11 protein-coding genes and 1 riboswitch are annotated in these 18,328 nt (G+C 39.4%); of the genes, 3 read left to right on the plus strand and 8 right to left on the minus strand.

Annotated elements, in window-relative coordinates; genetic code table 11:
* Positions 1–194: 194 nt before the first annotated feature.
* The 3 genes from ACTB0Y_RS09690 to ACTB0Y_RS09700 all read right to left on the minus strand — a co-directional run bounded on the left by ACTB0Y_RS09690 (position 195) and on the right by ACTB0Y_RS09700 (position 3,992).
* Positions 195–1,673, minus strand: coding sequence for a trimethylamine methyltransferase family protein (locus ACTB0Y_RS09690; protein ID WP_463206621.1), 1,479 nt, complete (start codon positions 1,671–1,673; stop codon positions 195–197).
* 40 nt (positions 1,674–1,713) lie between these two features.
* Positions 1,714–3,204 (minus strand): trimethylamine methyltransferase family protein, encoded by a 1,491-nt coding sequence (locus tag ACTB0Y_RS09695; protein ID WP_463206631.1) that lies wholly within the window; start codon positions 3,202–3,204, stop codon positions 1,714–1,716.
* A gap of 143 nt (positions 3,205–3,347) precedes the next feature.
* On the minus strand, positions 3,348–3,992 hold the full coding sequence (locus ACTB0Y_RS09700) for a cobalamin B12-binding domain-containing protein (RefSeq protein WP_463206622.1): 645 nt from the start codon (positions 3,990–3,992) through the stop codon (positions 3,348–3,350).
* 639 nt (positions 3,993–4,631) lie between these two features.
* Positions 4,632–4,847, plus strand: a riboswitch (cobalamin riboswitch).
* A gap of 268 nt (positions 4,848–5,115) precedes the next feature.
* Between ACTB0Y_RS09700 and ACTB0Y_RS09705 the strand changes: the two genes are divergently transcribed.
* From ACTB0Y_RS09705 to ACTB0Y_RS09715, 3 genes are all read left to right on the plus strand, one after another.
* Complete coding sequence (locus tag ACTB0Y_RS09705; protein WP_463206623.1) at positions 5,116–5,292, plus strand: cysteine-rich CWC family protein; 177 nt, start codon at positions 5,116–5,118, stop codon at positions 5,290–5,292.
* Between the two features lie 358 nt (positions 5,293–5,650).
* Positions 5,651–9,313 carry a methionine synthase gene (metH, locus tag ACTB0Y_RS09710; protein ID WP_463206624.1) on the plus strand — a complete coding sequence of 1,221 codons (3,663 nt, stop codon included), beginning with the start codon at positions 5,651–5,653 and terminating at the stop codon, positions 9,311–9,313.
* A gap of 28 nt (positions 9,314–9,341) precedes the next feature.
* Positions 9,342–10,265, plus strand: coding sequence for a methylenetetrahydrofolate reductase (locus tag ACTB0Y_RS09715; protein ID WP_463206625.1), 924 nt, complete (start codon positions 9,342–9,344; stop codon positions 10,263–10,265).
* Positions 10,266–10,406: 141 nt separating this feature from the next.
* Here ACTB0Y_RS09715 and ACTB0Y_RS09720 read toward each other — a convergent pair whose 3' ends face one another.
* The 5 genes from ACTB0Y_RS09720 to ACTB0Y_RS09740 form a co-directional block, all read right to left on the minus strand.
* Positions 10,407–11,639, minus strand: coding sequence for a YARHG domain-containing protein (locus ACTB0Y_RS09720; RefSeq protein ID WP_463206626.1), 1,233 nt, complete (start codon positions 11,637–11,639; stop codon positions 10,407–10,409).
* Positions 11,640–11,641: 2 nt separating this feature from the next.
* The gene (locus ACTB0Y_RS09725; RefSeq protein ID WP_463206627.1) at positions 11,642–13,102 is read right to left on the minus strand and encodes a hypothetical protein; all 1,461 of its coding nucleotides are present in this window, start codon (positions 13,100–13,102) and stop codon (positions 11,642–11,644) included.
* A complete protein-coding gene (locus ACTB0Y_RS09730; protein WP_463206628.1) occupies positions 13,095–14,297 on the minus strand; it encodes a hypothetical protein in 1,203 nt (400 codons plus the stop codon). Before ACTB0Y_RS09730 ends, ACTB0Y_RS09725 begins: the two co-directional genes overlap by 8 nt.
* 181 nt (positions 14,298–14,478) lie before the next feature.
* Positions 14,479–15,069, minus strand: coding sequence for a hypothetical protein (locus tag ACTB0Y_RS09735; protein ID WP_463206629.1), 591 nt, complete (start codon positions 15,067–15,069; stop codon positions 14,479–14,481).
* Positions 15,070–15,073: 4 nt separating this feature from the next.
* A partial coding sequence (locus ACTB0Y_RS09740; RefSeq protein WP_463206630.1) for a fibronectin type III domain-containing protein occupies positions 15,074–18,328 on the minus strand: 3,255 nt, incomplete at its 5' end.

An 18,328-nucleotide genomic window follows, 5' to 3' on the forward strand; every position in this document is an offset into this window, starting at 1 on the left:
AATGGTTCAACCTGCATTTTTTTGTGATAATTCAACAGGCGCATGTACCATTCTGATTATGGGATTTTTATGAGGGCTGTCTAAAAAGCTTTAAAAACGTCGTTTCTAACGAAATCTAAACTTCCATAGACGATACATATCTTTTTAGACAGCCTCATTGCACAATTATGAGATATAGAAAAGCGCTATGTAATTTACTTAACGCCTTCTTCTTTTACGCGTTCTTCAGCCTCTTGCAAAATTTTCTCAATTTCGGCATCGGCTTTTTCAGGTACTTTATTTCGCGGCCCTTCGTGGTTTTTGATCAGGTCACGCGTTTTATCCTGCACGCGCTCTTTCATAGTTTTTTCACCTTCTTGCTGCCATGTTTCGTAGCTGTTACGATCCATAACTGTGGGCATCCAGTAATCCCGGAAGTGTTCCATTGTGTGGTCTTCGTATAAATAATGACCACCCGGACCAACATTGGCAATTTGTTCAACTGCCAGTGTATCTTCATTTACTTCTACACCCCCTTCAACCACTCTGGCCATAGCAATAATTTCGTCGGCCATTACAGTCTGGAATATATCACCGGTCAATCCTGATTCGGTGTAGCCATTATCGTGTACAAAGTTGGCACCGCTCATCATTGCGGCATTAATTGAGAGACTTGCTTCCATAGCCGATTGCATGTCCATTTTCTTGGTATCGGTACAACCTGATGTTGAGTACATTGGTAAACCACAATAGTGCACAACCTCTGTATGTGCAGCGCTCAGAAGGCTTAGCTCCGGTGCGCCATAAGAATAAATGGAACGGCGCATATCAAGAATGGATTGCACGCCTCCAATAATTACGCATGTGCCCGGATTGATTAATTGGGATGCAATAACACCTACCATTGATTCTGAGAGGGCTACAACAAGCTGACCTGCGTGTGAAGCCGGTACAGTGCCGCCACCAATAGCACAAGGGCTATAAACCTGTGGTATGCGATGCTCTGCGCAGTACATACATTTATCTATTGCGTGGTAATCACTCACAAGCGGAGAAATAGGCTCTCCATAGAAAATAAAGTTCGGACGTTTTTTAAATTCATCTTCACTTCCCGCCATGGCAATGGCCATTTTGTGTTGTTCGTGTACACCGTCTTTGCCGAAAGCCCAACTCATGATTGGCGTTGTGGTATTACGTATCATATCGGCAAATTCGTATACATCGGCCAGGCCGTTTGTAACGTCGCTAATTGAGCCGAGTGATTGCACATATCCCATATTGGGTAGTGCATCGCACACACGTGCTACGAGCGAGGCATCTTTACGCATGTATTTTCTGCGCTCAAGTGTTTCGGTATCAATAAAGTTGGGAGGTGTGGGACCGGGACCAAAGTAGCTGCGTTTTTCTTCGATGGTAATTTTTTTTGACTCATCTCCATCCCATGCAAATACTTCGGTTACCGATGGTGCTGTTGAGAGTGCTTGCTTTATCAATTCCGGAGGAAAAAACACTCGTAAGCCATCGACTTTACATCCGGCTTTTTTGAATAATTCCCTTGCTCCTTCATGATGCACATTAGCACCGGTATATTGTAGTGTTCGCATCATCCCGTTGTAAATTCGCTCTTTCTGGTCTTCAGAAAGAATCTCGAAAGAGGGACTTTGCTGAACTGTATAATTTGTTCTATTACTCATATACTAAATATTTTTTGATGATTCTATAGCGTTGAATCAATTATGCATGTCGCTTATCGGCGTCACTTATAATTTTATGCAATTCTTTTTTGAGCTTTTCGTCAATCGGTTCCGGCTCATGGTTTTCAAGCAACTCATCGGTGCGCTCTTTTACACGATCGCCCATGGTTTTAGAACCGTCTTTTTGCCAGGTTTCATAATCTGACCGGTCTTGCAGTTTAGGCAGGAACCATTCTTTCCAATGGTCAAAAGTATGGTCGGTAGTTACATACTCTCCTCCGGGCCCTTGTTTTTCAATAAGGTCAAGAGCAAGATGGTCATCATCTGTATTGATTCCTTTTCCAAATTGTTTTACCATGCCAATCATCTCGTCATTCAACACAAGGCTTTCCAATGAAGCATTGGTTCCATGGTCGATATACCCAACGTCGTGTACCAGATTTGCGCCGGAAAGTTGAGCATAAAACAGGTTCATCATTTGTTCGGATGCTGCTTGTTCATCCAAAATTTTGGAATCTGAGCATCCACCAGTAGAGAACATCAGCAGGTTGAGCCATTTTGATATATCAGTATTGGCTGCCGACGCAAGTGAGAGTTCAGGTGCGCCATAAGAGTAAGTCGATTTTTTCATATCGAGCAGTGTGGTTACCCCGCCCATAATGAGTGGCATCCCCGGGCTTTTTAAGTGGCAGAGGACGCTTGCCAGCAGTGTTTCGGCCAACGATTGAACGAGCATTCCTGCGATGGTTGCAGGTGCGGTTGCGCAAGAGCTGGGACATGGTGTATACATGGCCGGGATTTTTTTCTCTGCTGCAAAAAGCAATTTTTCTACTGCTGTAGAGTCGTTTTTTAGTGGTGAAATAGGTTCAATGTAGGCCACAAACATTGGGTTTAAACGGAATTCTTCTTCTCCGCCCTGCAATAGGCAACCCATTTTCCAAAGGTCTTCCAGGCCTTCGCCGTCGACGCTTGTTACTACCATTGGTTTGGTGCAATTGTCGAGCATGGCCATAAACTGATGGCGGTCGTATGTTTGCGGATTAGGTGCATCGCCAACAATACCGTGCGACATGAAAAAGTCGTAGTTGGGCAGAGCATCCACAATTTTTGCTGCATTATTTACATCCTGGTAAGTAGTCCGCCTTCTTTCACCTGTTTTACGATCGTAGGTAAAAGGCAGGTCGGAACCTGTGCCGTATGTAACATTATCTTTCTGAAGGTGAAGTGCGCGTTTACCGTTACGTCCTTTTAGTGTAATTTTTCGCGGATAAAAGTTCAATGCCTCCTGCACCATTGATGCCGGAATTCTGACATTATTTCCGCGAACTACAGCATTGCTGTTTTTGAAAAGCTCAATAGCCTCATCGTGATAAATGTTTCCACCGGTACGCTCAAGTACTTCTAGTGCGGCAAAATAGATTTGTTCTATTTGGTCTTCTGAAAGTACCCTGAACCGGGTTGATTTATTCACTGCATGATTCATTTTCATAAAAAAATCCTCTTTTTTAATGTGTTGTCCGGTCGACTCAATCGGGGTTTATAGAAACGTTATTACGTATCGGATAAACCCCGATAGTTCCGGACAAAACCTATATTTTTGGTGAAATATAATGCGTTTGAATTTTATTCCATCGATATCAAACAAGTACCGATACCAAAGGAATAAATGTTGTTTTATTTCTGACTGTCGAGGTATTTACTGGTAATATCAACAGCGCTTCCTGCATTAGGAGCATAAAGATCTGCTCCAATTTCTTCGGCATATTCTTTGGTAACTGGTGCTCCACCGATGATTACTGCAACTTCATCGCGAATACCGGCTTCTTTCAGCGAGTTGATTACTTCGCCCATGCGTGGCATAGTGGTAGTTAACAAGGCAGACATACCAAGTACACTGGGTTTGTGTTCTTTTACAGCTTCAACAAAAGCTTCATTGGGTTGGTCAATTCCAATATTGATTACTTTGTAGCCGGCACCTTCGAACATCATTCCTGCAAGGTCTTTCCCAATATCATGAAGGTCGCCTGCTACTGTACCAATTACCAATTTGCCGGCATTGCCCATATCCGCCTCTGAAAGGTGCGGACGAATTATTTCCATAGCTCCGCTCATACCTTTTGCACATCGAAGTACTTCAGGCATAAACATATCACCATCTTTCCAATTTTGTCCAACAGTGTCCATACCGGGAAGCAAACCCTGATTTAAAATATCAGCCGCGTTTGTTCCGCTATTTACTGCTTCTTCTGTTTGTTTTTTTAGTTCATCTACTTTTCCAGCTACTAAAATTTCTGAAATTTTACTTAAATCCATACTCATAAATTCCTTTTTTTAGTTTGTTTATTTTATAATATGTTCTGTGCGATATAATTTCAGCTATACGCTCATCCAAGCAGGCAAACTGCCTGAATATAAATAACTGTTTTTGAATTTAATAGATCGAATATTGTTGTTTGTTTGTTTGTTTGTTTTGAGCTTGAATCCATATAAAAAGTTCGATGCTATTCTTTATGTATATTTTATAATTTACTGATTTTCTTTATTTTATATAATGTGCATCTCAATTCTGTGCAAAGATGTATAAATAAATAGTTAAACACAAAATTACCTTGTAGTATTTCTGATAATTTTTCAAGATTTTTTTCCAAATATCGCCGCATAGGTAGTATTAAGAACAGAATCGAACAGTTCAATAAAAAAATAAACAGAAGGTTTGCCGTATCTTTATTTTTTTCAAAATATTCCCACAGAATAAAACTTGCCTTTTACAGATATTAAATGCTTGCATTATTCTTATTTTCAAACAATTCCACGACTTTAAGAAAAGCCTGCCTACCGTTGGTCGAAACAATAACTAATTAATATTCAATCAAATTAGTTTATCGCAACCCAGTTTTTTTTTACACTTTGAGTATATTTGATTCTGTAGAATTTTTATTTGTGGAATATAATTCTCTATATTTGCATCGTGATTTTGGTGAAGCACACATCCTTTCGGATTGTGCTTTTAAAAGGGAATTCGGTGAAAAACCGAAGCAGTTCCCGCTACTGTAAGTTCTGTAGGTCTTAACCACCTTTGCCACTGTCCTTTAAGATCGGATGGGAAGGCGCAAGACCAAAAAAGCCAAGCTTTTCAGAACGAGCCAGGAGACCTGCCAATGTACACACAGATTCATAGCTTGCGGGTAAAAAGCTGTGATGGGAAAGTTAGTATAATCTTTTCTTTTAAATTTTACCCAACCATTTTTTAGCTGACGTATTGACTGCCAGGTGTTGTCGGTAGCGTCTGTTTTATAAGTATTGCAAGTTTGTTTGTTTGTTTATATTAGTAGTAAAAAGCCACGTGGAACATGTAGAAAATCCATACTTATAATTCCTGTCAGCGTGGCTTTTTACACTATTTTGTGCGTATAAAAACGATAAAGAATGAAGCCTTAAAGCTATGGTTAAAATATGTCCACATTGCGGGGATGAGTTTCGTTGCAAAACTGAATCTATACTGGAATGCGATTGCATGACTGTGTCGCTTAACAATATTGCCAAAAGAAAGATTGCCAGTCGATATTCGGAGTGCTTGTGCGTAAACTGTCTGCGCAAATTTAACCGGAAATATTCTTAGGTTCTGTGCAATTATTCTTTATTTATGAATATTTTTTATCGCCCTACCCGCATGATTAACAAGCACAATAGGCATATTTAAGCGCCCTTTGGAGCAAAGCTTTCTTCGATTGTCTCAATAATTATCATGTTTTTTTGCATTTATATATTAAGTTTGCACAGAAATTAATTTTCGTACAGCGAAAAGTTGATATACTTTTGGAATTTTAAAATATTATTGTTTATCAGCATTTTATACCTATCAATTATCACTTACCCTACTAATAAAGTCGCGTTTCACAATCAATTATAAGTATGATAATGATAGTTTAGTTGTGTGCAACTGATTATAAATTTATAAAAAACGATAATAACATAGAATGCAAATTCACGAAGATATTAAAAAACGGATTCTTGTTTTGGATGGGGCCCTTGGTACAATGCTTCAAAGGCAAGGCTTATCAGAAGCGGACTTCAGAGGCGAGGAATATGCTCATCATCAGGTTAATATTACCGGGGTTAATGAGGTATTGAACGTTTCAAAACCCGCGATTGTAAAAAACATTCATCGGAATTACCTTGAAGCCGGAGCTGATATTATTACGACCAATACCTTCAACGCAAATTTATATGCCCTGGAGCCGTATCAATTAGATGCAGAGGTTTATCGTTTGAATTATGAAGGGGCCAAAATTGCAAAAGAAGCCGTAAGTGAATTCTCAAAATCTAATAATGCCAAACAAATCTATGTTGCCGGCACGCTTGGACCCACTAAGAAAGCTGCCTCAATTGCCCCCGATATTAATTCTCCTGAAAAACGAGATGTAAATTTTCATGACCTTTCTAACGCTTACCGACAACAAGCCATTGGACTTATTGATGGTGGCGTAGATCTGTTAATGATTGAAACTGTAATTGACACACTCAATGCAAAAGCTGCCATTCTTGCAATTCACGAAATATTCAGGGAAAAGCACATCGAATTGCCCATAATGGTATCCGGCTCAATTGATGAAAGCGGACACAACCTCTCTGGACAAACCGTAGAGGCCTTTTTTAATGCATTACAGCCTTTCAATTTATTCTCAATTGGGCTGAACTGCTCTTTTGGAGCCGATAAAATGACTCCTTACCTTAATCGTTTAGCGATTAAATCAACTATAAACGTTAGCGCCCACCCCAATGCCGGACTTCCCAACGAATTTGGGGAGTATGAACAATCGGCGCGAGCCATGGCCGAACAAATCGACGAATATTTGGAAAACGGATGGGTTAATATTGTTGGAGGATGCTGTGGTACAACGCCAGCACATGTAAAAGCGCTCAAGGAAGCTGTAAAACAGTACAATCCGCGCACAATAATGCCACACAGCCGAACTACGCGTTTGAGTGGTTTGCAATCGTTAGGCGTTAAAGAATCAACTCGTACAATTAAAATCGGAGAGCGCACAACGGTTTCCGGTTCGCAAATTTTCAAGAAACACATCACCGAAAATGACTTTGACCGGGCAATGGCTATTGCGCGCCAGCAAATTGAGGCTGGAGCTGACATGATCAACATCAGCCTCGATGATGGTATGATTGATGCCAAAAAACTTATACCGGTATTTATAAAACTTCTGGCATCAGAACCGGATATTGCTGCTGTGCCATTTATGATTGATTCTTCTGAATTTGAGGTAATTGAGTCAGCTTTGCCATTTATTCAAGGTAAACCTATTGTAAATTCCCTGAGTTTACAAAATGGTGTTGACTACTTTAAAGAGCGTGCAATTCGACTGCGCCGGTTTGGCGTTAATATTGTTGCCATGGCCGCCGATGAACAAGGGCAGGCCGATTCGTATGAGCGAAAAATAGAGATTTGTCAGCGCATTTATGATATTTGGACTCGTGAGCTAAACTTCCCCCCCGAAGATCTGATCTTTGATCCCATTGTATTGGCTATAGGTACAGGTACTGATGGAAATAATAATTATGCCAAAGATTTTATCAGAGCGGTGCAATGGATCAAACAAAACTTGCCATACAGCAAAGTAATAGGCGGCATTTCAAACGTTTCTTTCGGTTTTCGAGGAAACGCATACTTGCAGGAGGCCATCAATTCTGTGTTTTTATCACATGCTCAAATGGCAGGCTTAGATTTTGCTATTGTGAATCCCGGCAGAATTCGTAATATAGATGATATTCCGGTTCGATTAGCAAAAGCCATTGAAGATGTAATATTTGATCAGCGTAAAAATGCAACAGATCGTTTGATTGAAATTTCGCACAAATATACTGATCAACCCAAAAGAGAAAAAACTACAACCCGCTGGCGAAAGCAATCACCACATAAAAGAGTACGTTATGCGGTTGAAAATGGAATTGACACCTATATTAATGAAGATATACAGGCACTTTCGCAAGAAAAACAAAATCCGGTTGAAATTATAGAAGGCCCCTTACTGGAAGCCTTAACCCAGGTCGGCAAAGGCTTTGAAGAGGGAAAAGTATATCTGCCCCAGGTCATAAAAAGTGCGCGGGTAATGAATATGGCTGTTGAGGCGCTAAAACCACAAATAAACCGCAGTCAGGGCAGCACAGCAGGAAACCACACCGGACGAATATTGCTGGCCACTGTAGCAGGCGATGTGCATGATATTGGAAAAAACATCCTTTCCCTTGTATTATCTTCCAACATGTTTGAAGTTATTGATCTGGGTGTGATGGTAGAAAAAGAAGCTATTTTACACGCTGTAGCAGAAAAGAAACCCGATATAATTGCTTTGAGTGGATTAATTACACCCTCGTTAAACAAAATGACGGAGGTGCTTCAGGCGTTAGACGATGCCCACATAAAAACACCTGTAATGGTAGGCGGCGCAACCACTTCCAAATTACATACTGCCATAAAAATGGCCCCACACTATTTAGGCCTGGTTATGCAGTGTAATGATGCGTCAAAAAGTGCTTCAAGCGCTATAAAATTGGTAAGTGACGAAGTTGAGCATTTCATAAATGCTGAACAGGCAGATCAGAAAAAAATACGAGATAACTACCTGCGCAGAAAAGCTGCCGGGATGCAAATTTCTTTCACAGATGCCCGCAAGAAACGCTTCCGGTACAACTACCACGAAAAGCAACCGATGAAGCCCAAAATGTTAGGTACAAAAGTTTTTGAACACTTTGACCTGAACTTGCTACGTAAACATATCGACTGGACACCCTTTTTCCATGGCTGGGGTTTAAAAGGTGTATTTCCTTCTATTTTTGAAAAAGACAAGGTGGGAAAAGAGGCCAAACGGGTTTTTGATGAAGCACAAGATATGCTCAACGAAATTATTGATGAGAAACTCCTACAGCCCAGGGGCATAATCGGACTTTACCCGGCCAACGCTGATAAAGATGATATTCTAATTTTTGAAGATGACCGGCGAAGTGATGTATATATGCGCATACCTATGCTGCGACAGCAGTTTATGAAAAACAAACAGGGTGAGGCGCTTTCCCTCACCGATTATTTAGCTCCGGTGGAAGCCGGAATAGAAGATTATTTTGGTGGCTTTGCAGTAACAACCGGCCATGGATCAGAAAAGCAGGTAGAGCGATTCAAGAAAAAAGGCGACAGTTACAATAGCATTATGTTCAGGTTAATATCTGATCGGTTAGTAGAGGCTTTTGCCGAAGTATTGCATCAATGGGTCAGAAAAAAATATTGGGGCTACGAACCCCACGAAGACCTCTCAAAAGAGGAATTAATAAAAGAAAAATACAAGGGTATTAGACCTGCCCCGGGGTATCCGGCTTGTCCAGATCATTCCCTGAAAAAATATCTGTTTGACTTGATGCAGGTCGAAGAAAAAATTGGGATAACACTTACCGAAAGTTTTGCTATGCATCCCGTATCGTCTGTAGCAGGGTTTTACATGGCACATGATGCTTCTAAATATTTCGGTATTGGTAAAATAGGACGCGACCAGGTTGAAGATTATGCCAAAAGAGCCAACATAAAAATAAAAGATGCCGAAAAGCTATTAAGCTCAGTTCTGGATTATAAAACATAAAGAAAAAAATGAATAAAAAGGAGATAAAATGAAAATCACAGAGATTTTTGAAAAACAAGAAAGAACTTACTCATTCGAATTTTTTCCACCCAAGGATTATTCGACAGCTGTGAAATTTGGAATTAATGCAGGCCAGCTAATGAAACTCGACCCGTCATTTGTAAGCATTACTTACGGAGCAGGCGGAAGCACCCAGGAAAACACTTTCGACCTTGTCGATTTGTTCCACAACGACCTTGGGTTTGTGAGCATGGCGCATTACACGTGCATAAATGCCACGAAAGAAAAAATCGCTTACGACATGCGCACACTTAAAGATATGGGGGTTCAAAATGCAATGCTGCTTCGTGGCGATCCACCAAAAGGCGCAAAAAGTTTCCCGGAAAACCCCGATGGCTTCAATTATGGAAGTGATTTGATACGTTTTGTAAAAGATCAATACGATTTATGCATTGGTGCCGGTGCTTATCCCGAAAAACATGTGGAGGCAAAAAGCAAAGAGGAGGACCTGATTAACCTCAGACTTAAAGTTGATGCAGGAGCTGACTTCCTCGTGACACAGTTTTTCTTCAACAACAAGTTCTATTGGGACTTTATCAACAATACACAACAAAAAGGTATTAATAAACGAATTATTCCGGGGGTGATTCCAATTACGAATTACAAAAGCATTGCTAAATTTGCACAAAAAATTGGCGTGAGCATTCCTGACAATATCAAAAAACGCATTGAGCCCTACATAGATAAACCGGATGACATGTATAAAGCCGGACTTGACCTTGCCATTGAGCAATGTCATGAACTTCTGGATAACGGAGCACCGGGAATCCATTTTTATACTTTGAATAAGTCTCGTGCGGCAATTGATTTATACGAAAACTTATCATCTGATTTTAAAGAGGTGAAGACGAAATTCGAAAAGACTTCCATACCCTACGCACCGCAAAAATAAACATGATAACTCCATTTCTTTAAACCTGCCAAATCAATATTGGCAGGTTTTTTGGATTAACTGAAGAAATTGTGGAATCTATTTATTAAACTTTTTTTTGCGAATGCACACGTGAGGAGACGTGCAGCAGCAAGGGCTTTATCATTCTTTCAATTTTTTTTCGGCCTTGAGAACAAAAGCGACATTGGCTTTATCGGTATCAGTGAGTTTGTCGTTTACATTTTTTGTACGCTTACCCTTTTTTTCGTAGTGATTATAAAAGGCAAACAAATTAAAATAAGCCTGATAAAACTCCGAATTGAAGGCATAATTGTATTTGGCAAAAATGCTGTTCCGCAAAATACCCAAAGCATAAAGATCCAAACCCTCTATGTCTTCCTCTGTTAGTTTATTATTCTTATGCGCCTTATACATAGTCAAATCGAGCTGGGGTATGAATTTGTAGGGAACTAAAACTGATGCACCACTAGCAACCTTCGATGTAATGAAATATGATTGAATAGCATGATTAAAAATTAAAACACCTCTGTGCATAGGAGCAAAAGGAGAAATAATACTCTTTGTCCGCTGCCGGCCCATTGTTAAACCGTTTCCAACCTTATTATAATTAAGATCACGAATAATGTAATTGCTTTTCTCTCGGACCTTGATATATTTTCTATCTGGTGATAAAAAATAAAACTGAGACCATGAAACATCATATTTATTACTAAGGTCAATAATTTCATCTTTTTTTACCAGAAATGTTTTATAAGTCTCATAATAAGCACTTTCTATGCTTACTCCAAAACAAATCAGAAAAGAATTATCTTCAAGGAATATTACTTCTGTAATTTCTGCATTTGGACCAACTTTGTTTCCATTTTTATCTTTAAACCATCGACCATATTTTGTCAAATCGATTTCTTTAATGACTTCAAAATTTTCAGAAGATAAAATTGATAAAATAAATTTATCATCCTCTTCTTTTGTATAAAGTCCTGTATAACTATAATCAATATATATTTCTTCATTCGTAGTTATAAGCGATTGCTTCTTTGGTATAAATTTCATCTTCTTTAAATCATAGAAATAATAGAAATAACTACTATCTTTTTTTAATTTATGATTAAAGAATATTTTATCATCAATCTTAAATGGATTTGTTAAATACAAGCTCGTACTATCCACGTGGCTGCCATTGATGTGAATAAATGAATCCTTACCACTATATACATTACGAGTATATATTTCTATGAAGAGTGAATCAATACCATAAATTTTTGAATATTTATAGTTGCCTTTTTGATAATAAAATAAAGTATCTTTAGGAAGCTGAATTTGAGCTAAAGCATTTATTTGGATTATGCATAATAAAAAAACTAAATATTTCATAATTATCGATTTAAGATATAACCTAAGTATAAATGTGCACTCTTCCCAGATGTTTGCCAAGGAGCAATTTCCACTAAATCGTCACCTCCAACATGAATAACAGTATTAGACTCGCCATCAGGAAAACCTGTAGCAATATGGCCATGCTCTTGCCTCTTTTTCGTAAAATAAACTAAAAAATTATTGGCAACATACTTCCATGCTCCTGAATTTTCACCCTCAATTGCCAGAGTAATAAAATTGTCATTGACTAAAATTTCATCGTGTATATCATTGGCAAGCTTATGACTGCCCCATGGTGCATATTCGTCATTGTCTATATCAGATAGATTATTAGAAAAATCTGGAAAAAGTATTTCAAGGGTTAAATCCGAAGCAAAGACATTACACCAGGTATTGTTATATGCCAGACATAAAATAGATATTTCACCTCCTTCGTTGCCAATATAGCTATCGTCAAACTCTAAAATTAATTTGTCATTAGAAGTGGTGTCCGACATGTTTGAAAGGTTTGTAAGAATACGGTCATATGTATCAGTATATTCCCATGACCAGTCAGATACTTTTTGTGTGGCATCAAATTTACCTGATTCTTCAATATATGTCAATAAGTTATATAAAAAATGATCATGAACCACGACAATAGTATCTGATTCCTCCAGCGATATGGGCCAATTGAACACCTTACTTTGAGTAAATCCACTTATATAACCGGCATCAGTATAAATATATTGATTTGAAAAGAACCAATGTTCGTCTTTATTTTCATCTTTATAAATTGCATTAACGAGTTTCATATTTTCAACTTCGCTAGCATTGGCCGGTTGTAAATCGAAAAAACCAAATCCATAATTACCATGAAACCGGTTTATGCGGTTCTTTTTGTATTTATCATTTTGCACTAAAACCTCGGCCGCTCCTTTCGTGTAATCTGTCCAAACCGGCATAATCGCATTGGCTAAAAACCGGGTTCCGTCATCCACTATATCTTCATTTCCGGAGGGCAAATGCTGTCGAATGAAGTTCATCACTTCGGGGAATAAATGATTTTGTAGAAGCGGGTCACTTATATCCAGTTTTTTGAACTCATATCCATCACCTTCATTCATAAATAAAAACAAAATGTGGTTGCCAACACTGTAATGTTGCTTCCATTGGGTTGTATATGTTTCAGCATTCAATGAAATAGGATTGTTTAACTCCAGTGGGCCAAAAGCTTTGACATCAAAAAAGCTCAGGTGTACTTTTAATGTATCTCCAATAATGCTATAATTACTATCCATAGCCGTCTTCAGTTCATCTGTACGGACCTTCTCCTTTATTGCCAGCAGATCTGCATTATGAGTATCGCTGCTTTTGGTTACATGCATTTTAACTTCCACTACTGAATTTTGAGCGTTTAGCGTTATAAATATCGCATTTATTGCTATAAACATCAATATTTTAAGCTGTTTTTTAATCATTGCTTTCAATTTCTAAAATTTCGTAAATCTTGTTTTTGATTTCTTCTGTATATTGATTTTTAAGGGAATCGGCGGGCAATAGCGGATCAGCATCGGGTAGTGCTTCCAATACATCATTAATAAACAGTTGCCAGGTATTTGGTATTTCTTTTTTTGTATTTAGCTCTGCATATAAATCATCGTAACTAGCAATAGAATCCATTGAAACATCTAAATCATACATTTGAATAAGGGTACTATCCATCTTCCATTCAAGATTTTCTGTTTTTGTCGAATTCTGGGACATGCCAGGCTCATAAAGGCTTGATGCATGATTAAATACAACAGGGTCGAATTGTTCGGGAATTGGTTCCAATGTTTCCGAAAGACTATCAAATTTATTCCTGAAAACCAACATACTATCACAAAAAGTTTCTATAGCAGTTGTCAAATCAAATTGAACTTTTTTCAGGCAAACTGTTTTCTCAACATTGGATGCCAACAATCTAAATTGTTTGCCAATTACTGTGATACTATCGTCTTGCCCAAAATATAATGAATCAGGCGTAATGGAGAGCACAGGCATTTTATCAGGTTCTTCAACTTTGTGTATCCACTTAATATCTTCTTCCACGAACTCACCTTCTTCATAAGTGCCTGCATGGAGTTCAATGCTTTGGTTTAGTTCAGGTAAAAAATGCAAATTCCGATTATCTCCCAACAATTGTTCGTTGTAATAGATACCTTCCATGCGTATCTCCCCCTCCTCCACATCTTCAAAGATATGCCAGCCGCCTTCAGGATTATGTATAAAATCCCATTGGTATTTCCAAAGCTCGGTGCCGGTTGAATAGTCCATAAGGTTCTCTGTATCGCCTTCTGGCAAAGTAAAGGAATTTTCTTCGGAAAACGTGTGGCGGAGGTTGAAAACTCCGTGGCCTAATTCATGCGCCACATCGCGGGTGGTGGCTTCGGCGGTTACAAAGCCGTAGCGCGATTTGATGGGCATATAGCCGCGTACATCGCCGCCTTCGGTGATGCCGGGAATCACGAACAGGTAGGCCTGGCCCTGCTGCACAGGATCGTACTGCATGCTGGCCAAAAACGATTCCCACACGGCGCGCATCTCGTTGCTGTAGTCGGTGTTGGGGCGCTCTATGAGGCCGTCGCCGTTTTCGTCCCAGTAGTTGATGTCCAACGCGGGCAGGTATTCCACATCCCAGCTTACCACGGCCTATTTCCCCGCTCCACCTCCATAATTAATTCAACGCGTTTTTTGTCTTGTGGGGAAATTACCACCTGGTCGTTGCTGAGTTCATAAAACTGGTTCCGTTCCACCATTTCATGGCAAATCCGCACGATCGGGTTAAAGATAAAACTCGTCTATTGTATTGGTTTTAATTAGGCAGATAATTATACTTGCTATTTTTTATTTTTAGCTTCTTTATATATTTATCACCCTCATTTCCTGATATAGTAGAATACATACAACTTTTTTCTTCAAGGGAGATTTTTTTTAGTTTTTTTAAAATTGTTGAGCTAGGTCCGCTTGCTACTCTGGGCTTATAATGCTCTAAACACTCTCCTTTCAGATTTAAATATGTATGGATATCTTCACGAGCATTAACACTATTAACCCCAAAACTACCAACAAAACTTACTCTTCTATAAAACACTAAACTATTTTCAATATAATAATGCTCATATATTCTTTGGTAATAATTCGGTCCATCATAAGAGTTTTCTATTTCTTTATGCAAAATATATACTATACTACTATCTTTAAAATACATTATTGTACTGTCAACTTTTATAACTGATCCATTTACTTTATCAATTTTTTTATTAATGAGTATTTCTTTATGAAATAATGATGTATCCACTATCTCTTTCTTAAAAGACTTTTTTATATAATTAACAGTGATAGTTGATTGGCTAAAAACAGCAATTGGAAAAAAAACGAATATTACAAAAAATTTCTTAACCATTTTCTTAATTATTATTTGTTAAAAATTTCAAAAATTTCAGATTCATACTAAAATGCATTCCATCTATTAGAGAATTATAGATTCCACCCCATTCTATATTTAATTCTTCTCCCATAATTTTTTTTGAAACAATTTGATGAGCTCTATTAAAGGCATTATAAATTTCTAAATTATTATCGCAAAAACCATTTTCAAAGATTAAATTATTATTTGGTTTAATATCTCTAAAATAATTAATTAAAGTATCAAAACTAGAATTGAAGTTATTATTAATCTCAGTAAAAAATAATTCCTTTTCCATAGAGAAGTATTCCACATCAGCATCTATCAATCTTGTTATTGTATCTCCAGACGCATTATTTAGGTGATTAATAATTATATTAATGCCATTGATTGATGCTGGTTTGAACACAATTGTATTTTTATGTTTCTCTAATGCATCTATAAGCATTTCGCGATTGGACGTAAAGTTAGCCAATATTGTATCTTTTATCTGAATATCATCAATGATGGATAGAGGAATCTCGCCTTGTTTTATATAGTTGTTTATAAACACATACTTGTCAAGAATTTCTGAGTGTTTTCCTTCTGTGTTTTCATAATTCTCACCATGATAACTTTCCATAAACAAATTATGCGCTGTTGTTACTTGAGAGTCAGTTTTGCTTGAAAATACATCTAGACCGGTAATATATTTAATAAGTTTAGCATGTCTTTTACCCCCACCATTTTGGTTTAAAAACATAGGATTTTGTTGAACTCTCAAATCTATTGCAGCACCCAAAGCATGAGAACTCGGACTATTTGTTGAACCTATGTATCTAATTCGTAACCCAGAATAATCTCCGCTATACTTATTTGTTAGCGAGGAATATAAACTTGGATTATCTGTTTGAAGTATTGAATCTGCTAAATGAACTATCATTCCAAATTCTTTTATAATATTCTTTATATTAGCATTAACTAACGTGTCCGAAGTAGATTTCACTTCATGCTTTATTAGCCATTCTAATGGCTCAACTCCATTATCAATAAAAAAATCATTATTATTCCAATCTTCAACAAAATCTTCATACCATTCAGATGTATTACCAGCGATAAAACCATTGAATTCATCTCTGTAACCTATCCAATCTAGAATTAATGGATCATTTACAATATTAAATGATGTATCAATCCTATGAGTCATTACTTTAACGCTGTCTTCAAATACTAGTTCATAAAGCATATCTTCAAGGGCTTCCCAACTTGTAAAATTTATATCACCTAAGGTAAAGGTCGTGGCCAACTTGTACGGCCCATTTTCAAACACCAAAGAATCACTCTTCGCTCCATTTAAATATCCATCCCATTCAAATACTCCTTCTTTATCTGCCTGCATTGAGGTTTCATAAATAATGTTATCATCTTTATCTGCTACAGTAAGATTAATTTTTAAATCTTCATTTGGATACTTATCTATAATAGGCTTACTATCATCAGTTAATTCATACTCTAATACTAGATTGCCAACTCCTGGTGCAAATTCTGAGTCAAAATCAACAATCTCAAACTCTATACTATCACCAATCGCAACCATCTCCCCTTCTTCCACCTCCTCAAAGATATGCCAGCCGCCTTCTGGGTTGTGGATGAAGTCCCATTGGTATTTCCAAAGTTCGGTGCCGGTTGAATAATCCATAAGATTGTCTGTATCGCTCTGTGGCAAAGTAAAGGAATTTTCTTCGGAAAAGGTGTGGCGGAGGTTGAAAACTCCGTGGCCCAGCTCATGCGCCACATCGCGGGTGGTGGCATCGGCGGTTACGAAGCCGTAGCGCGATTTGATGGGCATATAGCCGCGTACATCGCCGCCTTCGGTGATGCCGGGGATGACGAACAGGTAGGCCTGGCCCTGTTGTACGGGGTCGTACTGCATGCTGGCCAAAAACGATTCCCACACGGCGCGCATCTCGTTGCTGTAGTCGGTGTTGGGGCGCTCTATGAGGCCGTCGCCGTTTTCGTCCCAGTAGTTGATGTCCAGTGCGGGCAGGTATTCCACATCCCAGCTTACCACGGCCTGCCCGTAAATGTCGTTGAGTGCGTCTTCGAGCTGGCCTTCGGTGTAATTGAGCTCGTGGCCCACCGGTACTATTTTCAGTTCCAGTGCAAGGCGCTCATAAGCTGCCACACCTATGCCGCCGGCTATGGAGGCTTCTCCGGTGGTGGTATCGCGGTGGCACACAGCCAGCAAAATGTCTTCGTTTTCTGGCGGTGCCTGCAGGTTCAAAGTGTAGCCCGAGGCTGCATCGCCATCTGCGCTTACACCGGTGCCGCCCGACTGGTACTGGAAATCAAGTTCATCCGTGTCACTGTCGTTCACCTGCACGCGCAGCATGCCGGTTTCATCGGTCGATATGGCTTTCCAGCCAATATCGGTAACCTGCGTACCCATAGTCAGGTTTTGATAGCCTGTTGCGGGCGGATCGCGATAAGCATCCATGCCGTATTTCGACATGCTGTGGGGTACAAACTCAATTGGCCTGTCGCAGGCAATCATATCCTGCACCGGATCGTGGTCGGCGCCGCCTCCGGAACCGCCATCGCCATCACCACCCACATTAAAATGGTCATCTTCGGTCACCACCACCTCGGTGCCCGCACCATCGCTGATGTAGGTGGCACCTCCCGCGGCAACCATGGCCGTGTCCACATCGCCGCCATTGTACACGATCCAGGTGCTGTCGTTAATCTGCTCCAGCGAATCAATCGGGTTAACCACATTTACCGTGTCATCGGGCGTGGGTATGTCGCCACCTCCGGGACCTCCGCCTGGTCCGCCACCATCGTTGCCTCCGCCGTAATTGAACGTAACACTGTCGCCACGCATAGCGGTTACAGAGCCTGATGCCATTTTATTCAACAGGGTTACCTGCATATCCTCGAAGCGTGCCCTGATACTGACGTTGAACAGTGGCATATTAAGCCTGCCGCGACCGGAAAACTGCGTACCGTTTTGTGATTCTATCTCATCAATGGTCATGGGGAAAGAGCCCGTCCAAATCATATCCAATGGTTCCAGATCTTCGCGTAAAAACTCATCATCGATTTCCGGTGTTTCCAGTTGAAGGTTACATTCATTGTTGAGTGGCTCCAACTCGCTGGTGGTAAAGGTGCGCTCCATGGTGGGTTCGCTCATGTAGCCACCACAAACAGCCCTGACACGGTAGTTGTAGGCCGTAGAGGGCGACAGTGAGCGGATCATGGCTGTTTCGCCCACGGT

This window comes from Salinivirga sp., from assembly GCF_055145285.1.